The following is a 24201-nucleotide window of genomic DNA, read 5'->3' as shown; positions in this document are numbered from 1 at the left end:
GGCGTCGGCTTCGAGCGGAACGCGCCCCGCGGAGGTGTCGATCACGCCACCTTCGCGCGAACCTGGCTTAGGAAACGCGCCCTAGATCCGTTCGATGATCGTGCCGGTGGAAAGCGCGCCGCCGGCGCACATCGTCACCAGCGCGGTGCTCACGTCACGGCGTTCCAGTTCGTGCAACGCCGTGGTCAGCAGGCGGGCGCCGGTGCTGCCGACGGGATGCCCGAGCGCAATCGCGCCACCGTTCACGTTGACCTTGTCCTCGTCGGGCCGATGCACCCGTTGCCACGACAACACAACTGAAGCGAAGGCCTCGTTGACTTCGAAGAGGTCGAGGTCGCCGATCGTCATCCCCGCCTTGGCCAGGACGCGTTCGGTCGACTGCACGGGGCCGTCGAGGTGGTAGTACGGCTCCGCGCCGACGAGCGCCTGCGAGACGATCCGCGCTCGCGGCTTGAGGCCCAACGCCTTGGCCCGGTCCGAGTCCATCAGCAGGAGCGCGGCCGCGCCGTCGGAGATCTGCGACGAGGTCCCGGCCGTGTGCACGCCGCCGTCGAGGACGGGCTTGAGCTTGGCGAGCCCTTCGACGGTCGTCTCGCGGAGTCCTTGGTCGCGGGCCACCAGCCGGGTCTCACCGGTCGGCGCGCCGTCCTCGCCGAGCACGGGGGCCTTCACCGCGACGACCTCGCGGTCGAAGTGGCCGGCCGCCCAGGCGGCGGCGGCCTTGACCTGGGACTCCGTGCCGAACCGGTCGACGTCCTGGCGGGTGATCCCGCGGCGTTCCGCGATCCGCTCGGCCGCGCCGTACTGGTTGGGCATGTCGATCGACCACGACTCCGGACGGGGCGTGCCGATGCCCTCGCCGCGGTTCGCGCCCAGCGGGACCCGGCTCATCGCCTCGACCCCGCACGAGACGCCGACGTCGATCGCGCCGGCCGCGATGAGCCCGGCGATCAGATGCGTCGCCTGCTGCGCCGAGCCGCACTGGGCGTCGATGGTGGTCGCGCCCGTGGTCTCGGGGAGCCCGGCATGCAGCCACGCGGTGCGCGTGACGTTGCCCGCCTGCTCGCCTGCCTGGGTCACCGCGCCGCCGATCGCCTGCTCGACCAGCGCGGGATCCAGTCCCGCGCGTTCGAGGAGGGCGCGCTGCGCCGCGCCGAGGATCTCGGCGGCGTGCAACCCCGCCAGGTGACCCCTGCGCTTGCCGATAGGGGTGCGGACCGCCTCGACGATCACCGGACTACCCACGTTCGCCTCCTGGGGAACACTGTTCACTACCTGGAAAAGTAGAACACGTTCCTGATTTGGGCAAGTAGCCGCAGGGTCGGCTCGTTTTTGATCACTGGTCGCGGTTCCCGCTCCTTCCTGGGGTCGGATGCTCCAAGCCGGTCTAGTTAACAGGTTTCACTAGAAACTCTTCACTTGGTAAACGCCGTATGCTTCAATCGGGTCTAGAACGTGTTTCATTGGCGAACCGCGTAGGAGGTAGCCCGTGGCCGCTCCCCTGATCCCCGCCGGTTTCGATTTCACCGATCCGGATCTTTACGCCACCAGACTGCCTCTGGAGGAGTTCGCCGAACTCCGCCGCACGGCACCGGTCTGGTGGAACCCACAGCCGCACAACACCGCGGGCTTCCGCGATGACGGCTACTGGGTGGTCAGCCGGCTCGAAGACGTCAAGGCGGTGTCGAGGGACAGCGAGCTGTTCTCCTCCCGGGAGAAGACCGCGATCATCCGGTTCGACGAGAACATGACGGACGACAGTCTCGAAGCCAACCGTCTGGTCCTGCTCAACATGGACGCCCCGCAGCACACCAAGCTGAGGCGGATCGTGTCGAAGGGCTTCACGCCGAGGTCGATCGCGAAACTCGAAGACACCCTGCGCGATCGCGCGGAGCGGATCGTCAGCGAGGCCAAGAAGAAGGGCTCCGGCGATTTCGTCGTCGACGTCGCATGCGAACTTCCCTTGCAGGCCATCGCCGAACTGATCGGCATCCCGCAGGAAGACCGGATGAAGGTCTTCGACTGGTCGAACCAGATGGTCTCCTACGACGACCCCGAGTACGAGGTCGAGCCGCTCGCCGCGTCGGCAGAGATCGTCGGCTACGCCTGGAACATGGCCGAAGAGCGGCGCAAGTGCCCGATGGACGACATCGTCACGAAGCTGATCCAAGCCGACGTCGACGGCGAGTCGCTGGCCTCCGACGAGTTCGGCTTCTTCGTCATCCTGCTCGCCGTCGCGGGCAACGAGACCACGCGCAACGCGATCACCCACGGGATGAAGGCGTTCCTCGATCACCCCGATCAATGGGAGCTGTACAAGAAGGAGCGGCCGAAGACCGCCCCGGACGAGATCGTCCGCTGGGCCACGCCGGTGGTCGCCTTCCAGCGCACCGCGACCCGGGACACCGAACTCGGCGGGCAGCACATCCGCAAGGGCGACCGGGTCGGGATGTTCTACAGTTCCGCGAACTTCGACCCGGACCACTTCGACGAGCCGGAGAAGTTCGACATCCTCCGTGAGGACAACCCGCACGTCGGCTTCGGCGGCACGGGTTCGCACTACTGCATCGGCGCCAACCTCGCGCGGCTGGAGATCGACCTGATCTTCAACGCCATCGCCGATGTCATGCCGGACATCGCGGAAGTGGCCCCGCCGGACCGGCTCCGATCGAGCTGGCTCAACGGGATCAAGCACTACCAGGTCCGCTACGCCTGAGCCGGTGCCGTGGGGCACCATGGTGGCCATGGGTCCCCACGTTCAGGTCGACGTCGAAATGTCCTTCCGGGTCACGAAACCCGGCCCCGCCGCGTTCGTGGTCGCGCTCGCGGGCGGGGCCGCCCAGGAGGAGTTCGCCTATCCCGCGCCGCCGCGCCAGGTGGCGTTCGAACACGGGACCCGGGCCCAGGTCGTCGACCTGCCGTCCGGGGAACACGTCGTGCGCTACCGGGCCGAACGCGCGCTCGACCCGGCCGACGCCGAGCCCGTCGGCCAAGATGATCTGATCCGCTACACCAGGCCCAGCCGGTACTGCCCCTCGGACCGGATGGGCGGGCTCGCGCTGTCCCGCTTCGGCGGCTTGCCCGGCGCGCGTGCCCAGGTGGAGGCGATCGTCCGGCACGTGGGCGGGCACCTGTCCTATGTGGTCGGTTCGGGGTCGCCGACCGATGACGCCGTCGACACCTACCTCGCCGGGGAGGGGGTTTGCCGCGACTACGCGCACGTCTGCATCTCGCTGTGCCGCGTGCTCGACATCCCCGCCCGGTTCGCGGCGGTCTACGCGCCCGGACTGTCCCCAATGGACTTCCACGCCGTGTTCGAGGCAGCGATCGACGGCCGCTGGTACGTGTTCGACGCCACCGGTCTCGCGCCGAGGCAGAGCCTGTGCCGGATCGCCACCGGCCGGGACGCCGCCGACACCGCGTTTCTCTCCACACTCGGCTGTGAGCTGGACTTTCTCGGCAACACCGTGCTGGCGACCGTGGGCCCGTCGCTGCCGGAGGACGACGGCTCGGAGCTGATCGCGCTCGCTTGATCGCGTGTTGACCACGAGCCGTGACCTCGCTGAGGTAGACATTGGCGTGTGAGGGAGAAGCAAGCACCGACGAAATGGCAGCGGCTGCGTGCCCGCTACCGCTGGCTGGACCACGTGGCGCGGGCGGTGAACCGCTACATCGAGTACGGCGGTTACCACTACGTCGCGTCGATCACCTATTTCAGCCTGTTCTCGCTGGTGCCCATCCTCATGGTCGCGGTTTCGGTGGCGGGCTTCGTCCTGGCGAGCCAGCCGCAGCTGATCGAGTCGATGCTGAACGCGATCACCGGCACCCTGCCCGGCGGTCTCGGTGACAAGGCGGGGGAGTTGCTCACCGGGTTCGTCGAGCAGCGCACCAGCGTCGGGATCATCGGTCTGATCATCGGGTTGTACTCCGGCTGGAACTGGATGAACTCGCTCCGCGACGCGCTCACCGCGCTATGGGGCCAGAACCGGTCGGATCTCCCGTTGCTGCGCACGATCGCGGCGGATCTGCTCGCGCTGCTCGGCCTCGCGAGCGCGCTGCTGGTCTCCTTCGCCATCACGATCTCCGGGTCCGCGCTCGGCCGGTATCTGCTGGGGCTGGCCGGGGTGGACGACACCGCCTGGGGACACAATGTGCTGTCGGCGATCTCGATTCCGTTGGCACTGCTGGCCAACTGGCTCGTGTTCCTCTGGGTGCTCACCCGGCTGCCGCGGAAACCGGTCGGGGTCCGCAGCGCGATGCGCGGCGCGGTCGCGCTGGCGCTGGGTTTCGAACTCCTGAAGCTGGCCGGGGGGATCTACCTGCGCTTGATCGGGAACTCGCCGACCGGGGTCGCGTTCGGCTCCATCATCGGCCTCATCTTCTTCATCTCGCTGGTGGCCCGGATGCTGGTGTTCGTGACAGCCTGGACGGCGACCGCGCGCGACGCCCCGCCGGACCCGGTCCGCCCACCCCCGCCCGTGGTGGTCCGGCCCGTGGTGGCGGCACCGGACCGGCACGGGCTCAAGCCGGTGCTGGTGGGCGCGGTGACCGGGGTGGTCGCGACCCTGGCCGCGCAACGCCTCCGGCCGCGCCGGCGCCCCTGACCGAAGGAGAATTCCGGATGTTCGACGATCGAGTACCGTCGTTCGCGCTGTCCGAACTCGTGGGTACGCGGGTGGACGAGGCGCGGGCGAAAGGCGAGGCCGACGGCTTCCAGGTCCAGGTCGTGGATCTGGAAGGACACGGAGCCGTGACACTGGATCACCGGCCGAACAGAATCCGCCTGTATGCCAGGCGCGGGAAGGTCGAGGAAGCCAAGGTCGGCTGAAGCCCGCTCAGCTCGGCTTGGCCGATCCCACCACCCACATCGAGAAGAACTGCGAACCACCGCCGTACGCGTGCCCGAGCGCGATCCGCGCACCGTCGACCTGGTAGTCCCCGGCCCGGCCCATCACCTGTTTGGCCGCTTCGGAGAATCGGAGCATCCCGGATGCCCCGATCGGGTTCGACGACAGCACGCCGCCCGACGGGTTGACCGGCAGGCGCCCGCCGAGCGCGGTCTCGCCGGCTTCGGTGAGTTTCCAGCCTTGCCCCTCGTCGGTGAACCCCAGATTCTCCAGCCACATCGGCTCGAACCACGAGAACGGCACGTAGATCTCGGCGGCGTCCACTTCGGACAGTGGGTCGGTGATCCCCGCGTCCCGCCACAACGCGGCGGCGGCGTCCCGGCCCGCTTGGGGGTTCACCTGGTCCCGTCCGGCGAACGTGGTCGGCTCGGTGCGCATCGCGGTCGCGTGGATCCACGCCGCGCCACCGGGAACGGCGTCGCCCGCCGCCTCGTCTCCGATCACCATCGCGCAGGCGCCGTCCGAAGACGGGCACGTCTCGTCGTAGCGGATCGGGTCCCACAGCATCTGCGACGCCTGTACCGACTCCACCGTGATGTCGGCCTGCCGCAGGTGGGCGTACGGATTGAGGGCACCGTTGCGGCGATCCTTGGCCGCGACGATCGCGCCGACGTGGTCGGGTGCGCCGGATCGCCGGATGTACGAGCGCACGTGCGGCGCGAAATAGCCGCCCGCCCCGGCGCCCACCGGCATCTGGAACGGCGGCAGGATCGACAGGCCCCACATGGCGTTCGACTCGGACTGCTTCTCGAAGGCCACGGTCAGCACCCGCTTGTGCACGCCTGCCTGTACCAGCGACGCGGCCACGAGCGCGGTCGACCCGCCGACCGAACCGGCGGTGTGCACGCGCAGCAACGGTTTCCCGGTCGCGCCGAGCGCGTCGGCGAGGAACAGTTCGGGCATCATCACGCCCTCGAACAGATCCGGCGCCTTGCCGAGGACGACGGCGTCGATGTCGTCCCAGCCGGTCTGGGCGTCGAGCATCGCCCGGTCGATGGCCTCCCGGAGCAGGCCGGGCATGGACACGTCGGTGCGTTTGGCCTTGTGGTGGGTCTGTCCGGTTCCCAGTACGGCCGCGAGGTGCTTCACGAGAGGACCTCCAAGGTCGCGACCAGGTTCTGCTGGAGGACGGGGCCGCTGGTCGCGTGGGCGAGGGTCTTGCGCGCGCTGCCGTCGAGGATGCGATTCGCCGCCTCGCCGATCCGCGCCAGCCCCGCCGAGAACATCGGGTTGCCGGTCAGGACGCCGCCGGAGGGATTGATCCGCACCTGGTCGCCGAGACCCAGCGCCTCACGCAGGATCAATTCCTGATGCGTGAACGGCGCGTGCAGCTCCGCGACCTCGACGCCGTCGAGATCGAGCGCCCGCCCGGCGGCCGCCGTCGAAGGCGACTTGGTGAGGTCTCGGACGCCGAGCGCGGGGGAGTCGACGCGGTGTTCGATCCCGGTGATCACCGCGGGACTGTCGACGAGGTCCGCGGCCCGCTCGACGGACGCGAGCACGAGCACGGCGGCGCCGTCGGTGATGGGGGCGATGTCGTGGGCCCGCAAGGGATCCGCGAAGTACGGGGCGTCCAGGAGTTCGGCGAGCTCGACCGTTCCCGAGACCTGCGCGGCCGGATTGCCCGCGGCGTCGGCGCGGCTGCGCGCGGCTACCTCGGCGAGATCTTTTTCCGACCAGAGCCCGGATTCGAGCCCCAGTCGCGCCTGGATCCCGGCGACGCTCACCGAGTCCGGCCAGAGCGGCGCGACGACGTACGGGTCCATTTGCAGGGCCAGCACCCGGCGCAGCTGCCCGGCGGAGGATTTGCCGAAGCCGTAGACGAGTGCGGTGTCGACCTCGCCCATCCGGATCTTGAGCCAAGCCTCGTACAACGACCAGGCGGCGTCCATCTCGACATGCGACTCGTGGATCGGCGGGAAAGCGCCGATGGCGTCGACGGCGGCGATGAACGAGAAGGCGCGGCCGGCGAGGTAGTCCGAGGAACCCGAGCACCAGAACCCGATGTCCTCTTTGGACAGGCCGGTGCGCTCGAAGACCTCGGCGAAGATCGGCACCAGCATTTCCACGCCGTTGGTGGTGCCCGGGGTGCTGCGGACGTTGGGGGCCTGCGCGAAGCCCACGACTGCTACATCTGGCACGGTGGTCCTCACAGATGGTGGGCGAAGGATTCGTACGGCGCGTCGGGTTCGCCGGTCGGTTCGAAATGGCCGATGTTCTCCAGCGACGTCCACCATTCGTCCCGCGGCTTCCACGCGGCCCGGACCCGCATGCCCATCCGGACGTCGGCGGCGTCGCAGCCGAGGACCAGGTGCAGGAACGCGATGTCCGCGCCGTCGAGCAGGATGTACGCGGCCACGTACGGCGGTTTGATCTTCTGGCCGAGGAACGGCACGTTCACGATGCAGAACGTCGTGACGATGCCGGTGTCGGGCAGTTCGACCTCGTCGGTGGTCGGGACGCCGTCGGTCGGGCACGCGCCGCGCGGCGGGATGTAGACCTTCTCGCACGACGGGCAGCGCTGGCCGATCAGCTTCCCCTCGGCGAGCCCGCGCAGGTACCGGCTTTCCTCCGGGGACGCCGAATGCTCGTAACGCAGGTGGATCGGCGTGATCACCACGCTGACCGGCGCGCCCTCTTCGCGTTTCGCGACCGGGGGAGGAGCCTCGGTCGCTTCGGTGTCGGGGCCGTCTGCGGGGACGAAGTAGGCGATGTCGCGGATGTGGCCGACCGTCTCGTCCGCCCAGCGGATTCGCACTCGTTGTCCAGTGTGGACACTCGCGGGGGAGCCGGCGTCGACCGCGTGCAGGATCGGGGTGTCGGCGCCGTCGAGCCGGATCAGCGCCCACGCGAAGGGCCGGGACAACGGCTGGCCGTCGACGGGTTCGGCGATCCAGGACCAGGAGACGACCACGCCTTCGGAGGCCACCGGCACGAATTCGGTCAGCGCCTCGGCGGTCACGGGATCGTATTCCAGCGGTGGCACGTGGACGCGGCCGTCGCTGCCCCGGACGCCTTCGACGCGGCGCTCGCGCAGGGCGTCGACGAACCGGCCGAGCACCGGGCCGACCGAACGCGTGTAGTCGAAGCCCACGTTGAGCGGGGCCGACAGCGGGAGTTCAGGTGCGCTCACATCCTGAGTGAAACACGTTCTCGATTTTCGAGCAAGACTGCTCATCTGGGCCTTGCTGACGGTTGCTCTTGAGTGGAACGCGTTCTAGATTTGCGGGTATGTCGACTGCCACCGGGACACTTGGGGTCTGGAACATCGCCGCACAGGAGCCGGAGCGGGTCGCACTCGTCGATCCGGACGGCCGCTCCATCGGATACGGAGAGCTCGCCGCGAAAGCGAACGCGTACGCGCGGGGGCTGCAAGCCCTCGGGCTCGAGGCCGGGGACGTGGTCGTCGTCCTGCAGCCCAACGGCGACGAACTCGTCGCGGCCTATTTCGCCGCCATCCAGTCCGGCCTGTACATCGTGGTGGTGAACTGGCATCTGGTCGGGCCGGAGGTCGCCTACATCCTCTCCGACAGCGGCGCCAAGGCTTTCCTCGCGCACGAACGCTTCGCCGACGTCGCGATCGCGGCCGCGGACGAGGCCGGGATCCCGGAGCGCGGACGGTTCGCCGTCGGCGACGTCGAGGGTTTCCGCCGGATCGAGGAACTCGGCAGTGACAATGAGGGAAGCTCGGGCGACGGACGTCCGGAAAGGCGCACGGCGGGCTCGCCGATGCTTTACACGTCAGGCACCACGGGACGGCCCAAGGGCGTCCGGCGGCCGTTGACCGGCGCCGACCCCGACTCCGTCCCGGGCGCGTCCACGTGGTTCTTCGGCATCTTCGGGCTCGCGCCGCACGACGACCACGTGCACCTGTGCGGGTCGCCGCTCTATCACACGGCGGTGCTGAACTTCGTCGCGATCTCCCTGCAGCTGGGGCATACCGCGGTGCTGATGGACCGCTGGGACGCCGAGGACATGCTGCGGCTGATCGAGCGGCACCGCGTCACGCACAGCCACATGGTCCCGACGCAGTTCCGCCGTCTGCTCGCGCTGCCGGACGACGTCCGCGCGGCCTACGACCTGAGTTCGCTGCGCGTGATGATCCACGGTGCCGCGCCCTGTCCGCTGGAGGTCAAACGCCGGATGCTCGACTGGTGGGGCCCGGTCGTCACCGAGTACTACGCGGCCACCGAAGGCGGCGGGACGGCGATCTCGGGGGAGGAATGGCTCAGGAAGCCGGGTTCGGTGGGGCTGCCGTGGCCGGGTTCGACGATCAAGATCCTCGACGACGAGGGCACGGAACTGCCCGCCGGCGAGACCGGCACGGTGTACATGAAGATGGGCGACTCGAAGTTCGAGTACCACAAGGACCGGGCCAAGACGGCCAAGGCGCGGGTCGGGGAACTGTTCACCCTCGGCGACGTCGGGCATCTCGACGAGGACGGCTATCTCTTCCTGCACGACCGCAAGGCGGACCTGATCATCTCGGGCGGGGTCAACATCTACCCGGCGGAGATCGAGGGCGAACTGGTGATGCATCCGAAGATCGCCGACGTCGCGGTGTTCGGCGTCCCGCACGAGGACTGGGGCGAGGCGATCAAGGCCGTCGTCCAGCCCGCGGACGGCGTCGAGCCCTCCGAGGAGCTGACCGCGGAGATCCTCGAGTACGCGGCGTCGCGCCTCGCGAAGTTCAAACTCCCGCGTTCGGTCGACTACTTGCCCGAACTCCCGCGCGATCCGAACGGAAAGCTCTACAAGCGCAAGCTCCGCGACCCCTACTGGGCCGGCCACCCCGTCCCCTGACGCGTTTGGTCCTCTGAATGCGGTAGTTCGCCGTCGAACCACCGCAGTCAGAGGACTAAACGCGGGGGATTAGCGGCCCCGAAAGACGGGTTTGCGCTTTTCGGCGAAGGCGCGGGGGCCTTCCTTCGCGTCTTCGCTCGCGAAGACCTCGATGCCGTACTGGGCGTCGAGCTTGAAGGCCTCTTCCTCGTGCATGCCCTCGGTGTCGCGCAGGGTCTTGAGGATCGCGCGGACCGCGAGCGGACCGTTCGCGGAGATGAGGCCCGCGAGTTCGAGCGCCTTGTCCAGTGCCTTCCCGTCCGGGACGACGTGGCCGATCAGGCCGATCTCCAGCGCCTCGGCCGCTTTGATGTGCCGTCCGGTCAGCAGGAGGTCGGCGGCGACGGTGTACGGGATCTGGCGGGGGAGCCGCACGGCCGAACCGCCCATCGGGAACAGGCTCCACCGCGCCTCGGAGACGCCGAACTTCGCGCTCTCGCCCGCGACGCGGATGTCCGTACCTTGCAGGATCTCCGTGCCGCCGGCGATCGCGGCGCCTTCGACGGCGGCGATCAACGGCTTCGTCAGCCGGCGGCCCTTGAGCAGGCCCTCGATGCGGCTGGGATCGAACGTGCCCTTCTCGAACGAGTCCGACGGCGAGTTCTTCGACATCGACTTCAGATCCGCGCCCGCGCAGAACGCGCCACCCGCGCCGGTGAGCACGCAGCACCGGATGTCGTCGTCCTCGTCGACCCGGTTCCACGCCTCGACCATGATCCCGAGCATCTCGCCGCTGAGCGCGTTGCGGGCCTCCGGCCGGTTCATCGTGACCACGAGGGTGTGTTCGATCTTTTCCACCAGCGCGTGCGGTTCGCCCACCGGGACCTCCGTCAAAAGAGCGGCCATTGCCCGGAACGATAACATGTTCTACTTTGTGGGAGTGGCACTCAACATCGCGGATCTACTCGAGCACGCCGTCGACGCCGTGCCGGAGCGCATCGCGGTCGTCTGCGGCGATCGGCGGGTCACCTTCGCCGAACTGGAAGAGCGCGCCAACCGGCTGGCGCACCATCTCGCCGCACACGGCGTGGGACCCGGATCCCACATCGGTGTCTATTCCCGGAACTCGATCGAGGCCCTGGAATCGATGATCGCCGCGTACAAGCTGCGCGCGATCGCGGTCAACGTCAACTACCGCTACGTCCACGGCGAACTGCGGTACCTGTTCGACAACGCCGACCTCGTGGCACTGGTCCACGAGCGCCAATATTCGGACAAGGTGGCCGCCGTGCTGCCGGAGACGCCGAAACTGAAACACGTTGTCGTTGTCGACGACGGAAGCGACGGCGACTACTCGTCCTACGGCGGCGTGGACTACGAAGCCGCGCTCGCCGAAGGATCCCCCGAGCGGGACTTCGCCGAGCGCAGCGCCGACGACATCTACATCCTCTACACCGGCGGCACCACCGGGTATCCCAAGGGCGTCCTGTGGCGCCACGAGGACATCTGGCGCGCGCTCGGCGGCGGCATCAACTTCGTCACCGGCGAGTACGTCCCGGACGAATGGACGCTCGCCGAACAGGGCAAGTCGGGCAGCCTGGTCCGGCTCCCGGCTGCGCCGCTGATCCACGGCGCCGCGCAGTGGGCCGCGTTCGGCGCGCTGTTCACCGGCAGCCCGGTCGTGTTCGTCCCGCGGTTCGACGCGCACGACGTCTGGAAAGCCGTGCAGGACAACAAGGTCCAGGTGCTCACCATCGTCGGCGACGCGATGGCGCGGCCGCTGATCGACGCCTACCGCGAGGGCGACTACGACGCGTCGTCGATCGTCGCGGTGTCGAGTCACGCCGCCCTGTTCTCCCAATCGGTGAAGCAGGAATTCCTGTCGCTGCTCCCGCACGTGGTGATCACCGACGCGATCGGATCGTCCGAAAGCGGGTTCACCGGCATCGGCATGGTCAGCAAGGACAGCGATCATTCCGCCGGTCCCCGGGTCAACTTCGGCAAGGACGCGATCCTGGTGGACGACGACGGCGCGCTCGTCGAGCCGAAACCGGGCGCGATCGGCCTGATCGCCCGGCGCGGGCACGTCCCGCTCGGGTACTACAAGGATCCCGCGAAGACCGAGAAGATCTTCGTCGAGATCGACGGCAAGCGCTACGTCGTCCCGGGTGATTACGCGCGCTACGAGGACGACCTCACGGTGACCCTGCTCGGCCGGGGGTCTCAGTGCGTGAACACCGGCGGCGAGAAGGTGTACCCGGAGGAGGTCGAGGGTGCGCTCAAATCGCATCCGGACGTCTTCGACGCGCTCGTCATCGGCATCCCCGACGACCGGCTCGGCCAGCGGGTGGCCGCGGTGATCCAGCCACGGTCCGGCAAGGAGCTCGATTTCGCCGCGCTCGAAGCGCACGTGCGGACCGAGATCGCCGGCTACAAGGTGCCGCGCAGTCTTTGGCTCGCCGAGGAGATCGGGCGGTCACCCAGCGGGAAACCGGACTATCCCTGGGCGCAGCGCTACGCCTCCGAGCACGAGCCCATCACCAGCCAACCGGCGTGAGCAGCCTGTCGGCGGAGCTGAAGAGTCACCTGGAAAGCGACCAAACGCGTGAACCCGCCTCTCCGCATCGGTGAGGCGGATGGCGATCGGCGTTCTGCCGGCGTCGATCGCGGACGCGGGTTCACCAACCGGCACGTAAGGAGTTTCATGCGGACGTCTCTGTGCGACCGGCTCGGGATCGATCTGCCGATCGTCGGGTTCACCCCGTCCGAGCACGTCGCCGCGGCGATCAGCCGGGCGGGCGGTCTCGGCGTGCTGGGCTGCGTGCGGTTCAACGACGCCGCCGAGCTCGACGCCGTCCTGTCCTGGATGGACGAGAACACCGGCGGGAAGCCCTACGGCGTCGACATCGTGATGCCCGCGAAGATCCCGGCCGAAGGGACGTCGATCGATCTCGCGAAACACATCCCGCAGGGACATCGCGACTTTGTGGAGCGGACGCTGCGCGACCTCGCGGTGCCGCCGCTGCCGGACGACACCGACGAACGCGCGGGAGTGCTGGGCTGGCTGCATTCGGTCGCCCGGTCCCATGTCGAGGTCGCGCTGAAACACCCCATCCGGTTGATCGCCAACGCGCTGGGGTCGCCGCCGGTGGACGTCATCGAGCAGTGTCACGCTAAGGGCGTGCCGGTCGCGGCCCTGGCCGGCAAGGCCGAACACGCCGTGCGGCATGTCGACAACGGCGTCGACATCGTTGTGGCGCAAGGCTATGAGGCGGGCGGGCACACCGGCGAGATCGCGTCGATGGTCCTGCTGCCCGAGGTGGTGGACGCCGTCGGCGACCGCGTCCCGGTGCTCGCCGCCGGCGGGATCGGCTCGGGCAGGCAGGTCGCGGCGGCGCTCGCGCTGGGCGCGTCCGGGGTGTGGATGGGTTCCTTCTGGCTCGCCACCGAGGAATACCTCCAGACCATGGGGGAGTCCGAGGCGATGCAGCGCGCGCTGGTCGCGGCGGGTTCGTCCGACACCGTCCGGACACGGATCTACACCGGCAAACCGGCGCGCCTGCTCAAGACGCGGTGGACCGAGGCGTGGGCCGCGCCCGACGCGCCCGAACCGCTGCCGATGCCGTTGCAGAACCTGCTGGTGTCGCACGCGCACAACCGGATCCACCACGCGGCCGATCCGAGCGTGGTCTCGATGCCGGTGGGGCAGATCGTCGGGCGGATGGACCGGGTGCGCCCGGTCGCCGACGTGATCGCGGAGCTGGTGTCGGGCTACGAAGAGACACTGTCGCGTTTGGACAAGACCCGCTGAGGTTTTGCCGTGAAGGCCTCCTTGCCTACCTTCAGGGTAGGGAAGGAGGCCTTCGCTACGTCGGTGAGGTGTGGCTGGGCCACAGACACGGTGGCAGGGGCGGCCGGGAGAAACTGCCCTCGCCGCGACCCAGAAGGGCCCGTAAACGAGAAGGTCCCCTTCACCACGCCGTTGTGGTGAAGGGGACCTTCAGGGCATGCCGTGCGAGAGGCTAGAGACCGGCGGCCGCGTTCTTGATCGCGGTCGCGAAGGTGCTCACCTCGGTGTAGACGCCGGGAGCGTGCGCCCGCGCGCAACCCTCGCCCCAGCTGGTGATGCCGACCTGGATCCAGGCACCGGCGCTGTCGCGACGGAACATCGGGCCGCCCGAGTCACCCTGGCAGGTGTCGACGCCGCCGGAGCTGACGTTGCCCGCGCAGATCTCGGCGCTGGCGATCAGGTCGGCGTAGCTGCCGCCCTGTGCCTTGCAGGTCGAGTCGGAGACGAACGGCACGTTGGCCTTGAGCAGGTAACGCTGCTGCGCGCCGCCCTCGGTCGCGGCACCCCAGCCCGCCACGGTGAACGTGCCGCTGTTGTTGGCCGCCGAGGTGTTGATCGGCAGCGTCGGGATGCCGCTGACCGGACTGGCGAGCTTGATCAGCGCCCAGTCACCGCCGGTGGAGGTGGGGTAGGTCGGCGACCGGTGCACGTAGGTCGACTTGACCTTCTTGGCCGCCGTGCTCTGCAGGTCCACGACGCCGAGGGTGGCGGTGATCCCCGTGTTGGCCCCGGTCCGCGACACGCAGTGCGCGGCCGTCAGCACGATCTGCGGGGTGTAGAGCGCACCACCGCAGCCCATGGAAAGCCTTACCATCCAAGGAAATTCGCCCTGAGCGGCGCGCGTGCCACCGACCACGTCGGTCGACGGCGGCTCGGCGGCCGCGGCTTGCGGAGCCGTGGCGAGACCCGCCAGGGTTCCGGCCGCCGCGACGGCGATCAGGGTCTTTTTGAGCAGGCTGAACCGACGCTTGATGTCCAAGGGTTCATTCCTTCCGGCTGTCCACAGTGGAGGCAGGGAGACTGACTGCGGCCAACTGACTACAGCAGGTGGGCATACACCGGGACAACCGACTTTCTTCGGATCTTTGGGTCGATGGTGGTGATTAACGGACGTCCGGCCCCGAGTGCCGACGAATGGCGTAGTCCGGAGTGCCCAACGCCTCTACTCCTTGGCCGGCGAGCGCCGGAACCGCCGGAAGGCTGAACGCTCCGTCACACCTGCCCGATCCGCCGAACGAGGTGCCCCTTTCGTCCACGAGTGTGAGCGTGGCATGAACACTTCGTTCGGGTCAGTACAGGCATGGGGAAACGGGCCTAGGATCTGGATCGTGAAAGCGCGTTCGCCAAGACTTCATCCACCCGCCGACGGCCCGGTCCGGGACGGAATTCCCGAGCACGGCCGTATTCCCCGCTATTACGCGGTCAAAGTCGATCTGCTCGACGTGATCTCCGAATTGGGGCAAGGAGCGGTACTTCCCACCGAAAGGGAACTGTCCGAACGATTCGAGGTTTCCCGCGCGACGGTCCGCCAGGCCGTCGGTGAACTCGTGCTCGAAGGGCGCCTGAGCAGGCGGCAGGGCAGCGGCACGTACGTCGCGGGCCCGAAGCTCGTCCAGCCGCTCGCTTTGGTGAGTTACACCGAAGGACTCAGGAGGCAGGGCATTCAGCCCGGCCGGAATCTGATCTCTTTGGAACGCCGCGAAGCGGGCCCGTCGCTGGCTTCGGAACTGGAAATCGATCCCGAAGACGATGTGATCCACATCGAACGGGTGCTGCTCGCCGACGACGAGCGGGTCGGGCTGGAATCGACCTATCTCACCGCCGCGCGATTCCCGACGCTGATGGATGTGTTCGATCCCACACAGTCGCTCTACGCCTGTTTGCGGGAGCGGCTCGGGGTCGTCTTCGACGGAGCCGAGGAGCGGGTCGAGACCGTGCTCGCCACGCCCCGGGAGGCCCTGCTGATCGGGACGAACCCGGCGCTGCCGATGCTGCTGATGCACCGGACGTCGTGGGGGCCGGACGGTATCCCGTTCGAGCGCGTCCGGTCGCTGTTCCGCGGCGACCGGCTGTCCTTCGAGACCCGACTGGGCCGCGTGGAGTAGCCGGCCACGCGTCCAGTCCTCTGACCGCGGTATTTGCACTTTCAACGACCGCATCCAGAGGACGAAACGCGGTGTAAAGTAACGCTCAGATAACAGGTCTGGTCCACATTTCGGGGGCACTTCACCTGCGGTTAGGGCGGGGGTCACGGAGCGTTGGTGCGCGCAGGCGAGCGTCTGCGGTGTGCGAATCCTCATCATCGGCGGCGGAGTGCTCGGCACCCAGCACGCCTGGCAGGCCGTCGAACGCGGCCACGACGTCGTCCAGATCGAACGCGAACCCGAGGCCAGGGGCGCGTCCGTACGCAACTTCGGGCTGGTCTGGGTCGGCGGCCGTGCCAGTGGCGCCGAACTGGAGACGGCCGCGCGGGCGCGAGTGCTGTGGGAGCGCATCGGGGAACGCGTCGACGGGATCGGCTTCCGGCCGAACGGCTCACTCACCGTCGTCCGCACGGAGGCCGAACTCGCCGTCGCCGAGGCCGCGGCCGCGAGCACGGAGGACCGCGGCTTCAAGCTGCTCGACGCCGCCGAGACCCGGGAGCTGAACCCGGCCCTGCGCGGCGACTTCCTCGGCGCGCTCTGGTGCGACCGCGACGCCGCCGTCGAACCGCGCGTCGCCCAGCCCGCCCTGCGCGCCGAGCTGGCGAAAACCGGCCGCTACACCTGGCTGCCGGGCCGCGAGATCCGCGACCTGACCGATCGTGGCGTCGTCGACGACGCGGGTGAGACCCACGAGGGCGACGTCGTGGTGCTGTGCACCGGCGCCTGGACCGGTGGCCTGGTCAAGGAACTCGCCGGGCAGACCCCGGTCCGCCGGGTGCGGTTGCAGATGGCCCAGACCGAGCCGCTCGGGGAAACCCTCACCACCACGGTCGCCGACGCGGACAGCTTCCGCTACTACCCGGCGTACCGCGGCGAGGCGCTCGACGGCCTCAACGCCGGTCAGCCGCAGGGTGAGATCGCCTCGGTCAACAAGATGCAGCTGCTCATGGTCCAGCGCCTCGACGGCTCGCTGACCATCGGTGACACCCACGAATACGACGAGCCGTTCTCGTTCGACACCACCGAAGACCCGTACGACCACCTGGCCGAGGTCGCCGGGGCGCTGCTCGGACGGCCGCTCCCGCGCATCGCCCGCCGCTGGGCCGGCGTCTACGCCCAGACCACTGACACCACCCGGATCGTGCATCGCGCCCGCGTCGCGGACAACGCGTGGCTCGTCACCGGACCGGGCGGCCGGGGGATGACCTGTTCCCCCGCCATCGCCGAAGACACCGCAGAGGAGCTGTCCTGGTGAACACCGAACTCGTCGTCCTGGACATGGCCGGGACCACCGTCGCCGACGACGGCCTGGTGATCCGCGCCTTCACCGCGGCGATCGCCGCCGCCGGAGTGTCCGAAGAGGACAGCCGGTTCCCCGGCATGCTCGACTACGTCGTCGAAACGATGGGGCAGTCCAAGATCGTCGTCTTCCGCGCGCTGCTCGACGGAGACGAAGAACTCGCCCGGCGCGCGAACACCGCCTTCCAGGACGCCTACGAGAAACTCGTCGCCGACGGCCACTGCGAGCCGATCCCCGGCGCCGAGCAGACGATCCAGGAACTGCGCGCCCAAGGGGTGAAGGTCGCGCTCACCACCGGCTTCGCGCCGGCCACGCAGAACGCGATCCTGGACGCGCTGGGCTGGCACGGCCTCGCCGACGCCGTGCTGGCGCCGGGCGAGGGTGTCCGTGGACGCCCGTTCCCCGACCTGGTCCTCGCCGCCGCGCTGCGGCTCGAAATCACCGACGTCCGCGGGATCGCTGTCGCCGGTGACACCGCTTCCGACGTCCAGACCGGGCTTCGCTCCGGTGCCTCGATCGTCGCCGGCGTGCTCACCGGATCGGCGAAGAAGCCGGAATTCGAGGCCGCCGGCGCCACCCACGTCCTCGAATCCGTCCGCGACCTCCCTGCCCTGCTGTCCTAAAAGGAGCTTTGACGACATGAAGAAACTCGCGGCCACCGCCCTCGCCGGGTTGCTCGCCCTCACCCTGGGCGCCTGCGGCGGAACCGCCGGTGGCGCTTCCGGCGACCAGACCGTCACGCTGTACACAGTGGACGGTCTGGAAGACTGGTACGCCCAGCGCTTCGAGGAGTTCAAGGCCAAGACCGGGATCACCGTGCAGGCGGTGACCGCCGGATCAGGCGAGGTCGCCTCGCGGGTGGAGAAGGAGAAGGCCAACACCCAGGCCGACATCCTGATCACGCTCCCGCCGTTCATCCAGCGGGCCGCGTCGCAGGGCCTGCTCGCCCCCACCGCTCCCGCCGGGATCGACCAGGTCGCCGCCGGGCAGAAGGACGGCCAGGGCCGCTACTTCGCCATCATGAACAACTACCTCAGCTTCATCCGCAACCCGCAGGTCTCACCCAAGACCTGGGACGACCTCCTGGCCCCGTCGCTCAAGGGCAAGCTCCAGTACTCGACCCCCGGCGAGGCGGGCGACGGCACCGCGGTCCTGCTGCAACTCCAGCACGTCCTCGGTGACCAGGGCGCGCTCGACTACCTCGCGAAACTCGAAGCCAACAACGTCGGCCCGTCGTCCTCCACCGGCAAGCTGCAGCCGAAGGTGGCCAAGGCCGAGATCCTGGTGGCCAACGGCGACGTCCAGATGAACCTGGCCGCGATCGAGAAGAGCGGCGGCTTCGAGGTCTTCTTCCCTGCCGACGCGCAGGGCAAGCGCTCCACCTTCGCCCTCCCGTACTACGCGGGCCTGGTGAACAACGCGCCGCATGCCGAGAACGCCAAGAAGTTCCTGGACTTCCTGCTCTCGCCCGAGGTGCAGGGCAAGGTCGTCGACGCCTTCGGTGCCCCGTCGCGGACCGACGTCACGCCGTCCGGCCCGCGGGCGGACAAGGTGAAGGCCGCTCTCGACGGCGTCGAGATCTGGCAGCCGGACTGGGACGCCGTCCTCGCGAAGCTCGACGCCGACCTGGCCGCGTACAAGAAGGCCGTGGGCCGATGACCCCGGCGGTCGAATTCCGCGGCGTGTCCGTCCGCTTCGGCCGGACGACCGCCCTTTCTCCACTGGATCTCACCGTGGCGAGAGGGGAGACGCTGGCGATGCTCGGCCCGTCGGGATCCGGCAAGTCGACGGCCTTGAAGGCGCTCGCGGGTTTCGTCGTGCCGAGCACCGGCCGGGTGCTGCTCGACGGCGAGGACGTCACCGAGCTGCCGCCGCACCGGCGCGGTCTCGGCGTCGTCGTCCAGAGTTACGCGCTGTTCCCGCATATGCGGGTCGAGGCCAACGTCGCTTTCGGCCTCAGGGCACGCAAAACGCCTCGTGCCGAGACGGCGAGCCGGGTCGCCGAAGCGCTGGAGCTGGTCGGGATGGGCAAGTACGCCCGTCGCTACCCGCGTGAGCTTTCGGGCGGGCAGCAGCAGCGGGTCGCGCTCGCGCGGGCGCTGGCGATCCGGCCACGCGTGCTCCTGCTCGACGAACCACTGTCCGCTTTGGACGCCGCCCTGCGCGAGGACATGGTCGCGGAACTCCTGCGGCTGCGGGCCGAACTCCCCGACACCACGCTGATCTACGTCACCCACGACCAGGGCGAGGCACTGGCGCTGGCCGACCGGATCGCCGTCATGCGCGACTCGAAACTGGTCGAACTCGGCCCGAGCCGCGAGCTCTACCAGCGCCCTTCGACGGAGTTCACCGCGAGCTTCCTCGGCGCTTCCAACCTCATCCCGGTCGAGCTGATCCATTCCGGCGGCACCAGGGTCCGGCTTGGTGACCGCGAGCTGGCCGCGGATCCGGCAGGCACGATCCGGGCGGGACAGCCGGTCGCGCTCGGCGTCCGGCCGCACCGGGTCGGGATCACCACGGTGGACGCCCCCGGCGCGCTGCCGGCGGTGCTGCGCGGTGTCCAGTGGCGTGGCACGGGCTTCCGGCTCGACCTCGAACTCGCGCACAACGGGGACGAGGTCCGGGCCGAAGTGCCGGACATCGAAGGACTTCCGGGTGTGGGGGAGCGGGTCGGAGTGTCCATTCCGGACGGTTGCCCGCTGGTGGGCGTCGGATGACCGGCCTGGCACTGGCCGCGACGGCGGCACCGGCGCGGCGCCGGGAGAAACAGCCCGGCCGCGGCTGGCTCCTGCTGCCGCCGGTGCTCGTCCTGCTCGGGTTCTTCGGCTACCCGCTCGTGCTGGTCGTTCTCCAATCACTGGAGTCGAAGACCGGCGAGGTCGGTCTTTCGGTGTGGCTCGACGTGCTGGGCTCGGCGGAATTCCGGGACGCCGCCTGGAAGACCGTCGCGCTCGCGCTCGGCGCCACCGCGGGCTGTGTGGTGCTGGGGACCTTCCTCGCGCTGGTGATCGCGTTCGTGCCGTTCCCCGGCGCGCGGACGCTTTCGCGGCTGGTGGACACCGTGCTCGCGTTCCCGTCGTTCCTCATCGCGCTCGCGTTCACCTTCATCTACGGCAGCGCCGGGATCCTGGGCGCGGGCGGGTTCCTGTACTCGCCGTTCGGGATCCTGCTGGCGGAGATCACCTTCTACACGCCGTTCGTGATGCGGCCGGCGCTCGCCGCGTTCGGCCAGGTCTCGTCGGCGCAGATGGAGGTCGCGGCCAGCCTCGGCGCGAAGCCCGGCCGCGTGTTGCGGCAGGTGATCCTGCCGGAAGCCTTGCCGTCACTGGCTTCCGGCGCCTGCCTGACCATGCTGCTGGCGATGAACGAGTTCGGCATCGTGCTGTTCCTCGGCGCGAAGGACGTCACGACGCTGCCGATGCTGGTCTACGGCAAGGGAATCGTCACCTTCGACTTCCCGCAGGCCTGTGTCATCGCGGTGGTCAACGTGGTCTTCTCCCTTGCCCTGTACGGAACCTACCGGCGACTGACGAAGGGAGGCCGTCGTGCTGCTGTGGACCAGGCGTAGCCGCGTCCTGCTGTGGGCGGTGTTCGCGGTGCTGTTCACCGCGATCGTGCTGGCGCCGCTGCTGATGATCGTGCTGGCGTCGGTCGCCGGGAACTGGACGGGGCTGCTGCCGGGGGCGCTCACCGGCTCGCATTTCGGGCAGGCGCTGTCCGGGGAGACGTTCGCGAGCCTTTCGGTGAGCATCCAGACCGGCGTCATCGCGTCGGTGGTCTCGGTGCTGCTGGGGACGTGGGCCGCGCTCGCGTCGCAGTCCGCGCCGTCCAAGCTGCGGAAAGCCGTCGACACCCTGTTCCACCTGCCGATCGCCGTGCCCTCGGTGGTGCTGGGGCTGGCGCTGCTGGTCGCGTTCAGCCGTCCGCCGCTCGCCTTCAACGGCACGCGCTGGATCGTGCTGCTGGGACACGTGATGATCCTGCTGCCGTTCTCCTACAGCACGGTCTCGGCCGCGATCGCGCGGATGGACCCGCTGCTGGCGCAGGCGGCGGCGAGTCTCGGCGCTTCGCCGGTCCGGGTGCTGCTGCGGGTGCGGCTGCCGGTCCTGCTGCCGTCGATCTCGGCGTCGGCCAGTCTCGCGCTGGCGATGTCGATGGGCGAACTGGGTGCGACGATGATGCTGTACCCGCCGGACTGGCGCACGCTGCCCGCGAGCATCTTCGCGCTGACCGACCGGGGTCAGGTGTTCCTGGCGTCCGCGAGCACCGTGCTGCTGCTGGCCGTCACGCTCGCCGGGGTGGTGATCCTCGGGCTGGCCCGCGGCCGCGCGGCGCAGCGCTGATGCAACCGTTCGCCGCTTGCTTCCGTCCTGAAACCATGATGAACGCAGCGAAGACGCTGGGCGCGGGGCTCGTGCTCGCCGCGACGGCGGCCTGCGGCGCGGGCGGCCCCGGAGCACCGGCGAACACGAGTACCCCTCCGGTCGTCACCTCACCCTCGGATCTGCCCACCTCGCTCCCGGCGAGCCCGCCGGTCGCGAAACCGCCGATGTCCCGGCCGACCGCCGGCCCGCCGCCCTCGGACAAGATGCTGCCGCCGTCCCAGGTCGACGCGAAGGTGCCCGCCCAGGTCAGCGCGGAGAACGGCGGCTTGAACGTGCACATCGAACTGAGCGGCTGCGACGAGGCGAAGGCGGATCTCGCCGAGGAGAACGCACAGCGGGTCGTGGTCAAGGTGAAGATCGACCACGGGAAGCCGGGGCAGATGTGCCCGCAGGTCATCCGCTACGCCGTCCTGCCGGTGAAACTCGCCGAGCCGCTCGGGCCGCGGACCGTCGTCCTGGAAGCGGGTTGAGATCATGTGCAACCCCATCGCGGGCTCGTTCCGTCCTAGGCACATGAGGTACTTAACGAATGTCATCGGCCTTGGCCTGATCGTCGTTGCGGTATCCGCTTGCGGGGCGCAGAACCAGGCAGCGGAACCCGCGGCCGGACCCGGGAGCGGCACCCTGAGTACCGTTCCGCCGTCGCCGACCGCACCGCCGTCTTCGTCGCCGGCCCCCGCGCCGAGCAGCAAGCCGGGAAGCCAGCCGGGCGTGCCGGGCGCGCCTCGGCAGGAGGTTCCGGAAGGCAGCACCAAGCTGCCGGACAAGCAGCTCGACGCGTCGGCGCTGCCCGCGGACTACCCGCGCGAGGTGTACACCAGCAACGGCGGGACCATCCTGAACGTCCGCGGCCAGGAAGGCGGCTGCGGGCACGCGACGGCGGAGGCCGCGCAGCAGGACGGGACCAGGGTCACCGTCAACCTGACCGAACTGAAGGGCCAGACCGGCCAGATGTGCACGATGGACATCCGGCATCCGGTGATCTCGGTGGCGCTGTCGGCGCCGCTGGGGGAGCGGACCGTGGTCCTGAAGCAGATGCGATAACGCTCACGGGCGCGTCCCGGGAACGTGCCGGAAGTTCCGTGAAGGCCTCCTTGCCTACCCTGAAGGTAGTGAAGGAGGCCTTCACGGACGTCAGCGGAAGCTGATCTGCAGCACCGGTTCCGAGGTGGCCTCGAAGAAGTCGTTGCCCTTGTCGTCGATGACGATGAACGCGGGGAAGTCCTCGACCTCGATCTTCCAGACCGCTTCCATCCCCAGCTCGGCGTACTCGAGGACGTCGACCTTCTTGATGCAGTCCTGCGCGAGCCGCGCGGCCGGGCCGCCGATCGAGCCGAGGTAGAACCCGCCGTGCTCGTTGCACGCGGCGGTCACCTTCTTGGACCGGTTGCCCTTCGCCAGCATCACCAGCGAGCCGCCGGCGGCCTGGAACTGCTCGACGTAGGAGTCCATGCGGCCCGCGGTGGTCGGCCCGAAGGAACCCGACGCGTAACCCTCGGGCGTCTTCGCCGGGCCCGCGTAGTACACGGGGTGGTCGCGAAGGTACTGAGGCATCTCTTCGCCCGCGTCGAGCCGCTCGGCGATCTTCGCGTGCGCGATGTCGCGGGCGACGACGAGCGGACCGGTCAGCGACAGGCGGGTCTTCACCGGCAGCTGCGAGAGCTGCGCGCGGATCTCGGCCATCGGCCGGTTGAGGTCGACGGTCACCACCTCGTCGGACAGGTCGTCCTCGGTGACGTCCGGCAGGAACTGCGCCGGGTCGCGTTCGAGCTGCTCCAGGAAGACGCCGTCGGCGGTGATCTTCGCCTTCGCCTGGCGGTCGGCCGAGCACGAGACGGCGACCCCGACCGGGCAGGACGCGCCGTGGCGCGGCAGGCGGATCACGCGGACGTCGTGGCAGAAGTACTTGCCGCCGAACTGCGCGCCGATGCCGAACTGGCGCGTCATCTCGAGCACCTGCTGTTCGAGGTCGACGTCGCGGAAACCGTGGCCCAGCTCGGAACCCTCGGTGGGCAGGTCGTCGAGATAGCGCGCGGAGGCGAGCTTCGCGACCTTCAGGTTGAACTCCGCCGACGTGCCGCCGACGACGATCGCGAGGTGGTACGGCGGGCAGGCCGCGGTACCGAGGCTGCGCAGCTTCTCGTCGAGGAACTTCGCGAGCCGCTTCGGGTTCAGGACGGCTTTCGTTTCCTGATAGAGGAACGTCTTGTTCGCGCTGCCGCCGCCCTTCGCCATGAACAGGAATTCATAGCTCGGGTCGCCTTGCCCGTCTTTGTGATAGAGCTCGATCTGCGCGGGCAAGTTGGTGCCCGTATTGCGCTCATCCCAGAAATTCACCGGCGCCATCTGCGAATAGCGCAGATTCAACTCCTGATAGGCGTCGAAAATACCGCGCGACAGCGCACGCTCGTCGTCGGCGCCGGTGAGCACGCCTTCGCCGCGTTTGCCGATCACGATCGCGGTGCCGGTGTCCTGGCACATCGGGAGCACGCCGCCGGCGGAGATCGCCGCGTTGCGCAGCAGGTCCATCGCGACGAAGCGGTCGTTGCCGCTGGCCTCGGGGTCGTCGACGATCGCGCGCAGCTGCGCCAGGTGTGACGAGCGCAACAGGTGCTGGATGTCGGTGATCGCGGTCTTGGCGAGTTTGGTCAGCGCCTCGGGCTCGACCTTGAGGAACTTCCGGCCCGCGGCTTCGACGACCTCGACACCTTCGGTGCCGATCAGCCGGTACTCGGTGTGGGTGTCCTTCGCGAGGGGAAGGACTTCGGTGTACTGGAACGTGGTGGGCGCCACTGCGCGGGCTCCTTTGCCGGCATCGGGAACCCGCTCACGG

General features: G+C 68.9%; 23 protein-coding genes. 16 read left to right on the top strand and 7 right to left on the bottom strand.

The window, feature by feature from the left end:
• Positions 1–81: 81 nt before the first annotated feature.
• A complete protein-coding gene (locus DMH01_RS10090; RefSeq protein ID WP_125675360.1) occupies positions 82–1245 on the bottom strand; it encodes a steroid 3-ketoacyl-CoA thiolase in 1164 nt (387 codons plus the stop codon).
• Positions 1246–1489: 244 nt separating this feature from the next.
• On the opposite strand from DMH01_RS10090, the gene DMH01_RS10085 reads away from it, so the two are divergent.
• Genes DMH01_RS10085 through DMH01_RS10070 form a run of 4 tightly spaced genes read left to right on the top strand, consistent with a single transcriptional unit; the run spans position 1490 to position 4828 of the window.
• On the top strand, positions 1490–2716 hold the full coding sequence (locus DMH01_RS10085; protein ID WP_125675358.1) for a cytochrome P450: 1227 nt from the start codon (positions 1490–1492) through the stop codon (positions 2714–2716).
• 28 nt (positions 2717–2744) lie between these two features.
• Positions 2745–3533 carry a transglutaminase family protein gene (locus DMH01_RS10080; RefSeq protein ID WP_125675356.1) on the top strand — a complete coding sequence of 263 codons (789 nt, stop codon included), beginning with the start codon at positions 2745–2747 and terminating at the stop codon, positions 3531–3533.
• A 48-nt stretch (positions 3534–3581) separates the two neighbouring features.
• Positions 3582–4604, top strand: a complete 1023-nt coding sequence (locus DMH01_RS10075; RefSeq protein WP_125675354.1) for a YhjD/YihY/BrkB family envelope integrity protein — start codon at positions 3582–3584, stop codon at positions 4602–4604.
• Positions 4605–4621: 17 nt separating this feature from the next.
• Positions 4622–4828 (top strand): hypothetical protein, encoded by a 207-nt coding sequence (locus DMH01_RS10070; RefSeq protein ID WP_125675352.1) that lies wholly within the window; start codon positions 4622–4624, stop codon positions 4826–4828.
• A gap of 7 nt (positions 4829–4835) precedes the next feature.
• On the opposite strand, the gene DMH01_RS10065 is transcribed toward DMH01_RS10070, so the two are convergent.
• The 3 genes from DMH01_RS10065 to DMH01_RS10055 are packed head-to-tail and all read right to left on the bottom strand — an operon-like array spanning position 4836 to position 8085.
• The gene (locus DMH01_RS10065; protein WP_125675350.1) at positions 4836–5996 is read right to left on the bottom strand and encodes a thiolase domain-containing protein; all 1161 of its coding nucleotides are present in this window, start codon (positions 5994–5996) and stop codon (positions 4836–4838) included.
• Positions 5993–7048, bottom strand: a complete 1056-nt coding sequence (locus DMH01_RS10060; protein ID WP_125675348.1) for a thiolase domain-containing protein — start codon at positions 7046–7048, stop codon at positions 5993–5995. Before DMH01_RS10060 ends, DMH01_RS10065 begins: the two co-directional genes overlap by 4 nt.
• Before the next feature lie 8 nt (positions 7049–7056).
• The gene (locus DMH01_RS10055; RefSeq protein ID WP_370323359.1) at positions 7057–8085 is read right to left on the bottom strand and encodes a Zn-ribbon domain-containing OB-fold protein; all 1029 of its coding nucleotides are present in this window, start codon (positions 8083–8085) and stop codon (positions 7057–7059) included.
• A gap of 53 nt (positions 8086–8138) precedes the next feature.
• Here DMH01_RS10055 and DMH01_RS10050 point away from each other — a divergent pair, with 53 nt between their 5' ends.
• Positions 8139–9710: an acyl-CoA synthetase gene (locus DMH01_RS10050; RefSeq protein ID WP_125675344.1), complete on the top strand. Its 1572-nt coding sequence runs from the start codon at positions 8139–8141 to the stop codon at positions 9708–9710.
• A gap of 69 nt (positions 9711–9779) precedes the next feature.
• On the opposite strand, the gene DMH01_RS10045 is transcribed toward DMH01_RS10050, so the two are convergent.
• Positions 9780–10568 carry a crotonase/enoyl-CoA hydratase family protein gene (locus DMH01_RS10045; RefSeq protein WP_125676665.1) on the bottom strand — a complete coding sequence of 263 codons (789 nt, stop codon included), beginning with the start codon at positions 10566–10568 and terminating at the stop codon, positions 9780–9782.
• 61 nt (positions 10569–10629) lie between these two features.
• On the opposite strand from DMH01_RS10045, the gene DMH01_RS10040 reads away from it, so the two are divergent.
• Together DMH01_RS10040 and DMH01_RS10035 are read left to right on the top strand one after the other, a co-directional pair.
• Positions 10630–12246, top strand: a complete 1617-nt coding sequence (locus tag DMH01_RS10040; RefSeq protein ID WP_199745423.1) for an acyl-CoA synthetase — start codon at positions 10630–10632, stop codon at positions 12244–12246.
• Between the two features lie 147 nt (positions 12247–12393).
• Positions 12394–13500, top strand: a complete 1107-nt coding sequence (locus DMH01_RS10035) for a nitronate monooxygenase family protein (RefSeq protein WP_125675340.1) — start codon at positions 12394–12396, stop codon at positions 13498–13500.
• Positions 13501–13711: 211 nt separating this feature from the next.
• On the opposite strand, the gene DMH01_RS10030 is transcribed toward DMH01_RS10035, so the two are convergent.
• On the bottom strand, positions 13712–14518 hold the full coding sequence (locus DMH01_RS10030) for a trypsin-like serine protease (RefSeq protein ID WP_125675337.1): 807 nt from the start codon (positions 14516–14518) through the stop codon (positions 13712–13714).
• 349 nt (positions 14519–14867) lie between these two features.
• Here DMH01_RS10030 and DMH01_RS10025 point away from each other — a divergent pair, with 349 nt between their 5' ends.
• From DMH01_RS10025 to DMH01_RS09985, 9 genes are all read left to right on the top strand, one after another.
• Positions 14868–15644 carry a GntR family transcriptional regulator gene (locus DMH01_RS10025; protein WP_007033614.1) on the top strand — a complete coding sequence of 259 codons (777 nt, stop codon included), beginning with the start codon at positions 14868–14870 and terminating at the stop codon, positions 15642–15644.
• 181 nt (positions 15645–15825) lie between these two features.
• Positions 15826–16938 carry a TIGR03364 family FAD-dependent oxidoreductase gene (locus tag DMH01_RS10020; protein WP_125675336.1) on the top strand — a complete coding sequence of 371 codons (1113 nt, stop codon included), beginning with the start codon at positions 15826–15828 and terminating at the stop codon, positions 16936–16938.
• Positions 16932–17606 carry a phosphonatase-like hydrolase gene (locus DMH01_RS10015; RefSeq protein ID WP_125676663.1) on the top strand — a complete coding sequence of 225 codons (675 nt, stop codon included), beginning with the start codon at positions 16932–16934 and terminating at the stop codon, positions 17604–17606. The genes DMH01_RS10020 and DMH01_RS10015 overlap by 7 nt, the downstream gene beginning before the upstream one ends.
• Before the next feature lie 16 nt (positions 17607–17622).
• Positions 17623–18642: a 2-aminoethylphosphonate ABC transporter substrate-binding protein gene (locus DMH01_RS10010; RefSeq protein WP_125675334.1), complete on the top strand. Its 1020-nt coding sequence runs from the start codon at positions 17623–17625 to the stop codon at positions 18640–18642.
• The gene (locus DMH01_RS10005) at positions 18639–19700 is read left to right on the top strand and encodes an ABC transporter ATP-binding protein (RefSeq protein ID WP_125675332.1); all 1062 of its coding nucleotides are present in this window, start codon (positions 18639–18641) and stop codon (positions 19698–19700) included. Before DMH01_RS10010 ends, DMH01_RS10005 begins: the two co-directional genes overlap by 4 nt.
• Entirely contained in the window at positions 19697–20551 is an 855-nt protein-coding gene (locus DMH01_RS10000) for a 2-aminoethylphosphonate ABC transporter permease subunit (RefSeq protein WP_125675330.1), read from the top strand. Before DMH01_RS10005 ends, DMH01_RS10000 begins: the two co-directional genes overlap by 4 nt.
• Positions 20529–21326 (top strand): ABC transporter permease, encoded by a 798-nt coding sequence (locus DMH01_RS09995; protein WP_125675328.1) that lies wholly within the window; start codon positions 20529–20531, stop codon positions 21324–21326. The genes DMH01_RS10000 and DMH01_RS09995 overlap by 23 nt, the downstream gene beginning before the upstream one ends.
• A gap of 35 nt (positions 21327–21361) precedes the next feature.
• Positions 21362–21838 (top strand): hypothetical protein, encoded by a 477-nt coding sequence (locus DMH01_RS09990; protein WP_125675326.1) that lies wholly within the window; start codon positions 21362–21364, stop codon positions 21836–21838.
• A gap of 241 nt (positions 21839–22079) precedes the next feature.
• Positions 22080–22412 carry a hypothetical protein gene (locus DMH01_RS09985; protein WP_233621465.1) on the top strand — a complete coding sequence of 111 codons (333 nt, stop codon included), beginning with the start codon at positions 22080–22082 and terminating at the stop codon, positions 22410–22412.
• A gap of 90 nt (positions 22413–22502) precedes the next feature.
• Here DMH01_RS09985 and DMH01_RS09980 read toward each other — a convergent pair whose 3' ends face one another.
• Positions 22503–24161, bottom strand: coding sequence for a fumarate hydratase (locus DMH01_RS09980; protein ID WP_125675324.1), 1659 nt, complete (start codon positions 24159–24161; stop codon positions 22503–22505).
• Between the last annotated feature and the right edge of the window lie 40 nt (positions 24162–24201).

It is taken from the genome of Amycolatopsis sp. WAC 04182 (assembly GCF_003947465.1).
Classification (GTDB): Bacteria; Actinomycetota; Actinomycetes; order Mycobacteriales; family Pseudonocardiaceae; genus Amycolatopsis.
The sequence above is the reverse complement of the archived record's forward strand: the minus strand, read 5'-3'. Positions and strand labels throughout refer to the sequence as shown.

Excerpts from the sequence above, each read along its gene's own strand:
- DMH01_RS10080 (WP_125675356.1), top strand. The coding sequence starts at position 2,745 with ATGGGTCCCCACGTTCAGGTCGACGTCGAAATGTCCTTCCGGGTCACG.
- DMH01_RS10070 (WP_125675352.1), top strand. The coding sequence starts at position 4,622 with ATGTTCGACGATCGAGTACCGTCGTTCGCGCTGTCCGAACTCGTGGGT.
- DMH01_RS10055 (WP_370323359.1), bottom strand. The coding sequence starts at position 8,085 with ATGAGCAGTCTTGCTCGAAAATCGAGAACGTGTTTCACTCAGGATGTG.
- DMH01_RS10050 (WP_125675344.1), top strand. The coding sequence starts at position 8,139 with ATGTCGACTGCCACCGGGACACTTGGGGTCTGGAACATCGCCGCACAG.
- DMH01_RS10035 (WP_125675340.1), top strand. The coding sequence starts at position 12,394 with ATGCGGACGTCTCTGTGCGACCGGCTCGGGATCGATCTGCCGATCGTC.
- DMH01_RS10010 (WP_125675334.1), top strand. The coding sequence starts at position 17,623 with ATGAAGAAACTCGCGGCCACCGCCCTCGCCGGGTTGCTCGCCCTCACC.
- DMH01_RS10005 (WP_125675332.1), top strand. The coding sequence starts at position 18,639 with ATGACCCCGGCGGTCGAATTCCGCGGCGTGTCCGTCCGCTTCGGCCGG.
- DMH01_RS10000 (WP_125675330.1), top strand. The coding sequence starts at position 19,697 with ATGACCGGCCTGGCACTGGCCGCGACGGCGGCACCGGCGCGGCGCCGG.
- DMH01_RS09990 (WP_125675326.1), top strand. The coding sequence starts at position 21,362 with ATGATGAACGCAGCGAAGACGCTGGGCGCGGGGCTCGTGCTCGCCGCG.